General features: G+C 72.3%; 9 protein-coding genes and 1 pseudogene. 6 read left to right on the top strand and 4 right to left on the bottom strand.

The genetic code is table 11. The features are described 5' to 3' along the window. A pseudogene (locus AE652_RS25655) lies at window positions 1–197 on the bottom strand (hypothetical protein); the annotation flags it as partial. Window positions 198–275: 78 nt separating this feature from the next. Continuing rightward, window positions 276–1,778 carry a tRNA (N6-isopentenyl adenosine(37)-C2)-methylthiotransferase MiaB gene (miaB, locus tag AE652_RS25660; protein WP_255357448.1) on the bottom strand — a complete coding sequence of 501 codons (1,503 nt, stop codon included), beginning with the start codon at window positions 1,776–1,778 and terminating at the stop codon, window positions 276–278. A gap of 95 nt (window positions 1,779–1,873) precedes the next feature. Here miaB and AE652_RS25665 point away from each other — a divergent pair, with 95 nt between their 5' ends. Continuing rightward, a complete protein-coding gene (locus tag AE652_RS25665; protein WP_063780264.1) occupies window positions 1,874–2,893 on the top strand; it encodes a TAXI family TRAP transporter solute-binding subunit in 1,020 nt (339 codons plus the stop codon). Window positions 2,894–2,908: 15 nt separating this feature from the next. On the opposite strand, the gene AE652_RS25670 is transcribed toward AE652_RS25665, so the two are convergent. Together AE652_RS25670 and AE652_RS25675 are read right to left on the bottom strand one after the other, a co-directional pair. Then, on the bottom strand, window positions 2,909–4,342 hold the full coding sequence (locus AE652_RS25670) for a HAMP domain-containing sensor histidine kinase (protein WP_049655577.1): 1,434 nt from the start codon (window positions 4,340–4,342) through the stop codon (window positions 2,909–2,911). Window positions 4,343–4,348: 6 nt separating this feature from the next. Continuing rightward, complete coding sequence (locus AE652_RS25675; protein WP_049655579.1) at window positions 4,349–5,122, bottom strand: response regulator transcription factor; 774 nt, start codon at window positions 5,120–5,122, stop codon at window positions 4,349–4,351. Window positions 5,123–5,513: 391 nt separating this feature from the next. Here AE652_RS25675 and AE652_RS25680 point away from each other — a divergent pair, with 391 nt between their 5' ends. From AE652_RS25680 to AE652_RS25700, 5 genes are all read left to right on the top strand, one after another. After that, window positions 5,514–6,287, top strand: coding sequence for an amino acid ABC transporter ATP-binding protein (locus AE652_RS25680; RefSeq protein ID WP_049655580.1), 774 nt, complete (start codon window positions 5,514–5,516; stop codon window positions 6,285–6,287). 122 nt (window positions 6,288–6,409) lie between these two features. Beyond that, a complete protein-coding gene (locus AE652_RS25685) occupies window positions 6,410–7,318 on the top strand; it encodes a glutamate ABC transporter substrate-binding protein (RefSeq protein WP_049655582.1) in 909 nt (302 codons plus the stop codon). Between the two features lie 53 nt (window positions 7,319–7,371). Further along, window positions 7,372–8,022 (top strand): amino acid ABC transporter permease, encoded by a 651-nt coding sequence (locus tag AE652_RS25690; protein WP_049655583.1) that lies wholly within the window; start codon window positions 7,372–7,374, stop codon window positions 8,020–8,022. Further along, a complete protein-coding gene (locus tag AE652_RS25695) occupies window positions 8,019–8,867 on the top strand; it encodes an amino acid ABC transporter permease (protein WP_049655584.1) in 849 nt (282 codons plus the stop codon). The genes AE652_RS25690 and AE652_RS25695 overlap by 4 nt, the downstream gene beginning before the upstream one ends. 122 nt (window positions 8,868–8,989) lie before the next feature. After that, window positions 8,990–10,053 (top strand): FAD-dependent monooxygenase (locus AE652_RS25700; RefSeq protein ID WP_049655586.1); only part of this gene is annotated, 1,064 nt, incomplete at its 3' end.

Raw genomic sequence — 10,053 nt, forward strand, 5'->3', positions numbered from 1 at the left:
CCGGCCCCGCCCTCGGTCCACACCTCGGCCGCCGGCCCGGTGCCGACCACCACGACCAGCTGCGGTCCGGCCGCGACCAGCGCCGCGAGCGCCTCGTCGCAGGCCGCGCGCAGGCCGTCCAGCTCGGGCGCGGCCCCGGCGGCGACCTCGGGGACGAGCAGCGGCGGACAGGGGCACACGGCGGCGGCTACCAGCATGCGGATCACTCTAGCCAACGACGACGGCGGCCCGGCGGGAGTGGATCCTCCCGTCAGGCCGCCGTACCGGGCACGGTGTCAGTCGCCGCAGCAGGCCCCGCCCGCCGGCGCGGCCAGTGGCAGCTCCGCCGGGGCGCCGATCTTCGGCAGGCCGAGCAGCACGCCGGCCGGCTTGGCGGCGGGCGCGGCCTGGCGCTTCTCCCAGGCGTCGCCGGCCCGGGTGCGGCGCACCGCGAGCGCGGGGCCCTCGGCGAGCAGGTGGTGCGGGGCGGCGTAGGTGATCTCGACGGTCACCGTGTCGCCGGGGCGCACCGGCTCCTCCGGCTTCGTGAAGTGCACGAGCCGGTTGTCGGGGGCGCGGCCGGAGAGCCGCCGGGTCTGGTCGTCCTTCTTGCCCTCGCCCTCGGCGACCAGGATCTCCAGGGTCCGCCCGACCTGCTTCTTGTTCTCCTCCCAGGAGATCTCCTCCTGGAGGGCGATCAGCCGGTCGTAGCGGGCCTGCACGACCTCCTTCGGCACCTGGTCCGCCATCTCCGCGGCGGGGGTGCCGGGGCGCTTGGAGTACTGGAAGGTGAAGGCGTTGGTGAAGCGGGCCTCGCGGACGACGTGCATCGTCTCCTCGAAGTCCTCCTCGGTCTCGCCGGGGAAGCCCACGATGATGTCGGTGGAGATCGCCGCGTCGGGCATCGCCTCGCGGACCTTCCGGATGATCCCGAGGAAACGCTCCTGACGGTAGGAGCGGCGCATCGCCTTGAGGACGCGGTCCGAGCCGGACTGCAGCGGCATGTGCAGCTGGTGCATCACGTTCGGGGTCTCGGCCATGGCGGCGATCACGTCGTCGGTGAAGTCGCGCGGGTGCGGCGAGGTGAAGCGGATCCGCTCCAGGCCCTCGATCTGGCCGGCGGCGCGCAGCAGCTTGGAGAAGGCCTCGCGGTCGCCCAGGTCGGAGCCGTAGGCGTTGACGTTCTGGCCGAGCAGGGTCACCTCGATGACGCCCTCGCCCACCAGCGCCTCGATCTCGGCGAGGACGTCGCCGGGACGGCGGTCCTCCTCCTTGCCGCGCAGCGCGGGGACGATGCAGAAGGTGCAGGTGTTGTTGCAGCCGACCGAGATGGCGACCCAGGCGGCGTACGCGGATTCGCGGCGGGTCGGCAGGGTGGAGGGGAAGGTCTCCAGCGACTCCAGGATCTCGACCTGGGCCTTGCGCTCGACCGCGGCCCGCTCCAGCAGCGCCGGCAGGTGGCCGATGTTGTGGGTGCCGAAGACCACGTCGACCCAGGGGGCGCGCTTGACGATGGTCTCGCGGTCCTTCTGGGCCAGGCAGCCGCCGACGGCGATCTGCATGCCCTTGTGGCGGGTCTTGACCGGCGCGAGCTGGCCGAGGTTGCCGTACAGCTTGTTGTCGGCGTTCTCGCGCACCGCGCAGGTGTTGAACACCACCAGGTCCGGGTCGCCCTCGGGCCCGGCCTTGACGTACCCCGCGTCCTCCAGCAGGCCGGACAGCCGCTCGGAGTCGTGGACGTTCATCTGACAGCCGTGCGTGACGACCTTGTAGCTCTTCAATCCGCTCTCACCGCTCACCAGACCAGGGTACGGGCAGCGGCGAAGGGCTTTTCCCGGAGCTTCCACCACCCGTTCCCCTCCCGTTCGGCCGGAGCGCCTGGCAGTATCCCTGCATGACCCCCACCACTCCGTACCGTCCCGGCGCCGCCGTCCGTGCCGCGGCCCGCAGCCCGTTGTGGCGGACGGTGCTGGTGCTGGTGCTGCTGGTGGCCGGGTTCGGCGGCTGGTGGCTGTCGGCGGGCCGCTCGCCCGGGTACCCGCGCGGCGAGGTCCGCTTCGCCACCGGGGTGCAGCGCGGCGTCTACGACCGGTACGGGCAGCTGCTCCAGGGCCACGTCTCGCGGGCGATGCCGGGGGTGCGGCTGGCCCTGGACAACTCCGAGGGCTCGGTCGACAACATCGGCCGGGTGATCGACGGCCGGGACACCTTCGCGATCGCCACCGCCGACGCGGTCGCCGACTACCACGAGCCCGGCAAGGAGAAGCTGCGGGCGATCGCCCGGCTGTACGACGACTACCTGCAGCTGGTCGTCCCGGCCTCCTCCCCGGTGCGGCGCACCGCCGACCTCAAGGGCCTGAAGGTCGGCGTCGGGCTGCCGCAGTCCGGGGTGAACCTGGTGACCAGGCGGCTGCTGACCGCCGCCGGGCTGGACCCGGACCATGACATCGTCCCGGTGCCGAAGGGCGTCGGCGAGGCCGCCGACGACCTGCGCGCGGGCACCCTGGACGCCTTCTTCTGGTCCGGCGGCCTGCCCACCAGCGCGCTCACCGACCTCTCCGAGCACGTCCGGATCCGGATCGTGCCGCTGAGCGACCTCGCCGAGGCCCTGCACAAGGCCGAGGGCGGCGGCACCGACGCCTACCGGGCGGCCACCATGCCCAAGGGCACCTACCCGAACGCCGAACCGAAGGACGCGGTCGCCACGGTGGCCGTGCCCAACCTGCTGATCACCCGGGACGACGTGGACCCGGGCCTGGTCGAGGGCATGACCCGCGCGGTGATCGACAGCCGGGACCAGATCGGCGCCCAGGTGCACGCGGCCCAGCTGGTCGACCTGCGCACCGCCGTCTACACCGACCCGCTCCCGCTGCACACCGGCGCGGCGCGCTACTACCGCTCGGTGAAGCCGTAGGCCCCGCCCCGGCGGCTACTTCTCCGGCTTCTCCGGCCGGGGCACCGCCAGCGTCACCGCGAGCCCGGTCGGCTTGACCGGCGCGAAGCCGAGCGTGCCGCCGCCGGCCGCCAGCAGGGTGCGGGCGATGGACAGCCCGAGCCCCGAACCGTCCACGTTCTGGTGCCGCGGGCTGCGCCAGAACCGGTCCCCGGCCCGCGACAGCTCGTCCTCGGTGAGGCCGGGTCCGGCGTCGGTGACGGTCACCGCGACCTCGTCCCGGCGCACCGCGACCCGCAGCCGCACCTCGCTGCCGGGCGGGCCGAACTTGAGCGCGTTGTCGACCACGGCGTCCAGGGCCGAGCCGAAGCCGATCGGGTCGGCCATCCCGATCGCCAGCGCCGGGCCGTCCCAGCGCAGCGTGATCCCGCGCTGCTCGGCCGCCGGCCGCCAGGCGTCGACCCGGGCCAGGGTGAGCTCGGCGAGGTCGGTGCGCTCCGGTTCGGGGCGGGCGTGCTCGGCGGTGGCCAGCCCGAGCAGGTCGTCCAGCACCCGGGCCAGCCGGACGCCCTCCTCCCGTACGCCGCTGAGCTCCTCCTCGTGGCCCTCGGGCAGTTCCAGGCCGAGCAGTTCGACCCGCAGCAGCAGGGCCGACAGCGGGTTGCGCAGCTGGTGCGAGGCGTCCGCGACGAAGGCCTTCTGCTGGTCCATGGCGAGCACCACGTGGTCCGCCATCTCGTTGAACGAGCGGGCCAGCCGCTGGAGTTCGGGCGGTCCGCCGCCGGGGGCGACCCGGGCGGCCATCCGGCCGGTGGCGATGTCGTGGGTGGCCCGGTCCAGGGTGCGCACCGGGCGCAGCACCCACTCGGTGAGCCGGACGGCGAGCAGCACGGCGACGATCATCGCGGCGGCCTCACCCGCGACGATCACCAGCCACTTGTGCAGCACCCGGGTGCGCAGCGCCTCGGTCGGGGACTCGCTCAGCACCACCGCGACCACGTCGCCGTCGCGCACCACCGGGGCGGCGACGATGATCGTCCGGTCCGGCGTCCACGGCCAGACCTGCGGCGGGTTGTGGCTGCGCCGCCCGTCCAGCGCCTCCTGGAAGGCCTGGGCGCCCCAGCCCTCGCCGGGCACCCGCCAGTCGCCCGGGGCGGCGGCGATCGCCACCCCGTCGCGCTGGAAGATGCCCAGGCGGACGCCGTACAGGTCGTGGTAGCGGCGGACCTCGGAGAGGATCGCGCGCTGTCGGCTGAGGTCGCCCGGGGCGGGTTCCGGTTCGCCCTTGCGGGCGGAGTCGGCGGCGCCGGAGGTGGGCAGGTCCTGGGCGAGGCGGGCGGCGTCGTCGAGCCGGTCGACGACGACCTTGGTCTGCTCGGCCGCCGCGACCGCCGCCGCGAGCGGCAGCCCCAGGGCGGCCAGGACGCAGAGCATGAGGGCGATCAGGATGCCGAGCAGGCGGGTGCGCACGTGCGGTCAGTGCTCCGCGGGAGCGGGGGCGGACGGGGCGGGGGCCGACGGGGCGGGGGCGGCGGGCGCCGGACAGTCGGGGATCAGCCGGTAGCCGACCCCGCGCACGGCCTCGACCAGTCCGGGCAGCGCCAGCTTGTTGCGCAGCGAGCCGATGTGCACCTCCAGGGTGCGCCCGTTGCCCTCCCAGCCGCTGCGCCAGACCTCGCTGAAGATCTGCTCGCGCCGGTAGACCACGCCCGGGCTCTGGGCGAGCAGCGCGAGCAGGTCGAACTCCTTGCGGGTGAGCGGCACGTCGCGGCCGTCCACGCTGACCCGGCGGCGCTCCCGGTCGATCCGGATGCCGCGGGACTCCAGCGGGCCGCGCTGCTGCGGCACGGTGTCGGGCGCGGGCACCGGCACCGCGGCGGGGGCGGCGCCGCGGCGGGCCACGGCGTGGATGCGGGCGAGCAGCTCGCCCATGTCGTACGGCTTGGTGACGTAGTCGTCGGCGCCCAGGTTGAGGCCGTGGATCCGGGAGCGGACGTCGGCGCGGGCGGTGACCATGATCACCGGGACGCCGCTGCCGGCCCTGATCCGGCTGCACACCTCGAAGCCGTCGCGGTCGGGCAGCCCGAGGTCGAGCAGCACCACGCGGTACGGCTCGTTGCCGTCCGGCACCAGGGCGTCCAGCGCCTCGTGCCCGCTGCGGGCGTGCCGGACCTGGAAGCCGTGCCGGCCCAGCACCGCGACCAGCGCGGCGGCCACGCGTTCGTCGTCCTCGACGAGCAGAAGTCGCATCCTGTTCTCCTCCTTCCCCCACCTGATCACCAGTGACCACCGGGCCGATCGGTCAGGTCCCGGTCCTGCGCAGTATGAGCCAGTGAACGGCCCGACGCCAGGTTCGACCGCGCACCGGGCCCGTGGGGGACGGGGAGCACCGGAGCGGATTCCCGCTGTGACATGCCCCGTCGGCGCCCGCGCGAACAGCGCGTGGGCGACGCGTGGCCGTTTCGTGATCCTCAAGTTCCGCTCAGATCGGCTGACGGCGAACGGTCACGGCTCCTAAGGTCGGCCCACCGGGGGCTGCGGCTCCGCCGGCCGCGGCCCCCGGATTCGCACCACCACTGCCTCCCAAGGGAGTTGAGACTTCTCGGGCAGGCGTTATTCGACGACAGAGGGAGCAGGCGCGATGACCGAGAGCCCGGTCGAGGACTCAACCACCGCAGCCGCCCCCCTGGTCGTGCTGAGCAAGGTCAACAAGCACTACGGCGCGCTGCACGTGCTGCAGGACATCGACCTCAGGATCGCCCAGGGCGAGGTGGTCGTACTGATCGGCCCGTCCGGTTCGGGCAAGTCGACGCTCTGCCGGACGATCAACCGGCTGGAGACGATCGACTCCGGCACGATCACCATCGACGGCCGGCCGCTGCCCGACGAGGGCAAGGAGCTGGCCCGGCTGCGCGCCGAGGTCGGCATGGTGTTCCAGAGCTTCAACCTGTTCGCGCACAAGACCGTGCTGGAGAACGTGGTCATCGGCCAGGTGAAGGTGCGCAAGGTGCCCCGCCCGCAGGCTGAGAAGACCGCCCGGGAGCTGCTGGAGCGGGTCGGCGTCGGCGCGCAGGCGGACAAGTTCCCGGCCCAGCTCTCCGGCGGCCAGCAGCAGCGCGTGGCGATCGCCCGGGCGCTGGCGATGAAGCCCAAGGTGATGCTCTTCGACGAGCCCACCTCGGCGCTGGACCCGGAGATGGTCAACGAGGTGCTGGAGGTCATGCGCCAACTGGCCGCGGACGGCATGACGATGGTCGTGGTCACCCACGAGATGGGCTTCGCGCGCTCCGCCGCCAACCGGGTGCTGTTCATGGCCGACGGGAAGATCGTCGAGCAGAACACCCCGGACGCCTTCTTCACCGCACCGCGCTCCGACCGCGCCAAGGACTTCCTCTCGAAGATCCTCCACCACTGACGCTTCGAGACCAGCGGGGCCGCCCCCCGGCATCCTCACCGGTGCCGGCCGGTCCCGCCGTGCAACGCCTTCCAGACGCCAGAGCCCGGTTGACACCGCGGCCCACCCCCAGGAGAACCCTCATGAGGACGTCCCGCACCCTCGCCGTCGCGCTCTGTGCCGTCGCGCTCACCGCCACCGCCGCCTGCGGCAAGGACGGCACCCCCGGCACCACCGCCGCGAGCAGCGGCGGCAGCGCCGCCCCGGCGCTGCCGACCTACACGGTCAAGACCGACGTCAAGGTCGACTCCGCGGTCCTCGCCGAAGCCAGGAAGCGTGGCCAGCTGATCATCGGCGCCAAGGCCGACCAGCCGAACCTCGGCTGGGAGGACGTCGCCAGCGGCGACCGCAGCGGCTTCGACATCGAGATCGCCAAGATGATCGCCGCCGACCTCGGCTTCACCCCGCAGCAGATCAAGTGGCAGACCCTGGTCTCCTCGCAGCGCGAGCCGGCCATCGCCAAGGGCCAGATCGACTTCTACGTCGGCACCTACAGCATCAACGACGAGCGCAAGAAGAGCGTCTCCTTCGCCGGCCCGTACTACATCGCCGGCCAGGACCTGCTGGTGAAGGCCGACAACACCTCGATCACCGGCGCGGAGAGCACCGGCGGCAAGAACGTCTGCACCGCCACCGGCTCGACCTCGATCAAGAACATCCAGCAGTACAACCCGAAGGTCACGCAGTTCGACACCTACTCGGCCTGCGTCGAGAAGCTGATGTCCGGCGAGGTCGACGCGGTCACCACCGACGACGCGATCCTCAAGGGCTACGCCTCCAAGTACGCCCCCAAGCTCAAGGTGGTCGGCAAGCCGTTCACCAAGGAGAACTACGGCGTCGGCCTCAACAAGGACGACAAGGCGCTGCGCGACGCCATCAGCGACGCCCTCAAGGCCCACGAGGACAACGGCGACTGGAAGAAGGCCTACGACGCGACCCTGGGCGCCTCCGGCTCCGCCGCGCCGGACGTCCCGGCCCTCGAGCGCTACTGACCCGCCCGCCGTACGTCGACTTCCCGACCATGAACTGAGAGGAGGGCCGCCGGATGGGGTTCCTGTTCGAGGACGACAACTTCGCGTTGTTCCGCGACGGCTTCCTACAGACGATCGAGGTGAGCGCGCTCAGCGCTCTGCTCGCCCTGCTGCTGGGCACCCTGCTGGCGGCCTTCCGGGTCTCCCCGGTGCCGGTCCTGCGCGCCTTCGGCACCGCCTGGGTCACGCTCTTCCGCAACACCCCGCTGACCCTGCTGTTCTTCGCCGTCACCTTCGGCCTGCCGCCGCTGGGCGTGCACTTCAGCCACCTGGTGTTCGCGGTGCTGGCGCTCGGCGGGTACACCGCCTCGTTCGTCTGCGAGGTGATCCGCTCCGGCATCAACACCGTGCCGCTCGGCCAGGCGGAGGCCGCCCGCAGCCTGGGCATGTCCTTCGGCCAGACCCTCACCCTGGTCGTCCTGCCGCAGGCCGCCCGGACCGTCCTGGGCCCGATGAGCAGCGTGTTCATCGCCCTGCCCAGGAACTCGGCGATCGCCGGCGCGTTCAGCGTCTCCGAGCTGTACAGCGCCCAGCAGACCTTCTCCGAGCGCGGCTTCTCGATCTTCGCCATCTTCTTCTGGGTGGCCTGCGCCTACCTGCTGATCAGCGCGACGATCGCCACGTTCTTCCGCTTCCTGGAATCCCGACTGGCGGTGGCCCGATGAGTGTTCTGAACCGCCAGGCTTCGGCCAGCGTCCTCTACGACGCCCCCGGCCCGAAGGCCCGCACCCGGTACCGCGCGTTCGGCATCCTCTCGGTGCTCGGCATCGCCGGTCTCCTCTGGTACGTCTTCACCGCGCTGAACGACAACGGCCAGTTCGACCCCGACCTGTGGGACCCGTTCCAGTACAACTTCGTCCAGCAGATGATCCTGGACGGCCTGCTGGCCACCCTGAAGGCCTTCGGGCTGGCGGCGGTCTTCTCGCTCGCCCTGGGCGCCCTGCTGGCGGCCGGTCAGCTCTCCGACCACAAGCCGGTCCGCTGGTTCTGCACGGCCTTCACCCAGTTCTTCCGGGCGATGCCGCTGCTGATCCTGATCGTCGGGCTCTACTACGCCTTCTTCGCCAAGGAGTCGATGTGGGCGCTGGTGCTCGGCCTCACCCTCTACAACGGGGCGGTCCAGGCCGAGATCATCCGCAGCGGCGTCAACGCCGTCCCGCGCGGCCAGGGCGAGGCGGCGTACGGGCTCGGTATGCGCAAGACCCAGGTGATGACGTCGATCCTGGTGCCGCAGGCCGTCCGTTCGATGCTGCCCTCGATGATCGGCCAGCTGGTCGTCACCCTCAAGGACACCTCGCTCGGTCTGATCATCACCTACCAGGAGCTGCTGTTCATCGGCAAGAAGATCGCCAGCCAGCCGATGAACGCCGCGGGCTTCCCCTACATCCCCGTGGTGCTGGTGATCGGACCGATCTACATCGCGATGTGCCTCCTGTTGACCGCGCTCGCACGCTGGATCGAAGCACGCGGCCGTCGCGGCGCGAACCGGCGCACTTCAGCTTCTGCTTGACGGACACGCAGGCGAACTGTTGCATTGCTGTTCGTGACACCTCCCGGGAGCATCCACGCGGCATATGCGGCAGCGGTAACTGACGCCGGCCGATCGGCCGGTTCGTGCCCGGAGGTTCCCTCATGGACCCGGTGATCGTGGTCGGGGCCGGACCGGTCGGTCTGGCCCTGGCCCTCGCCCTGGCCCGGCACGAGGTCCCCACCATCGTCCTGGACGAGGGCTCCGGCCTCTGCCCGGAAGGCCCGCGCAGCCTCGTCCTCGGCGCCGACACCGCCGCCTTCCTGACCCGGATCGGCTACCCGCGGGCCGTCTCGGACTCCGCGCTGTGGGACTCCTTCGCCGTCTGGCGCCGCCGCCAGGAGGTGCTGCGGATCGACCTCACCGACTCGCCCACCTACCACCTGCCCCAGCACCGCCTCCAGCGCGGGCTGCGCGACGCCCTGACCGGCACCCCGCTGATCAGGCTGGTCCCGCTCAACCGGGTCGTCGAGCTCGAACAGGACCGGGACGGCGTCAGCCTCCGCACCACGGGCACCCAGGACGGCTCCACCACCTGGTGGCGCGGCAGCCACCTGGTCGGCTGCGACGGCGCCAGATCCACCGTCCGCAAGCTCCTGAAGATCCGCTTCCCCGGCCGCCCGGCGGTCGACCGCAACGCCATCGCCACCGTCCGGGTCGACCTGCCCTTCGACGGCGCCCGGCTGCACCGCGAGCCCCCGTGGCGGGGCGACCGCGAGGCCTCCGCCCGTCCGCTGCCGGACGGCGTCTGGCGGCTCGACTGGCGGCTGCCCCCCGGCCGCCCCGCCGCCACCGAGACCGTCGACCCGCACGCCACCTGGCCCGGCATCGTCACCGGCGACACCCTGCTCACCCGGGTCACCTCCACCCTCACCGGCTGGTGCGGCGAACTGCCCCGCTTCGAACTGCTGGCCGCCGCCGACCACACCGCCCAGCAGCGGCTCGCCGCCCGCTTCCGCAGTGGCCGCTGCTTCCTGGCCGGCGACGCCGCCCACCTGCACGGCGCGCTCGGCATGCAGAACCTCGCGGACGGGCTGCGCGACGCCGACAACCTCGCCTGGCGGCTCGCCCTCGCCTGGCACCTCCACTCCGGCGGCCCGCAGCCCGGCGGCTCCCTGCTGGACGGCTACGAGGCCGAGCGGCGCGGGGCGGTCGGCGCCCGGCTGCG

Origin of the sequence: Kitasatospora sp. MY 5-36, from assembly GCF_001182915.1 — a bacterium.
Classification (GTDB): Bacteria; Actinomycetota; Actinomycetes; order Streptomycetales; family Streptomycetaceae; genus Kitasatospora.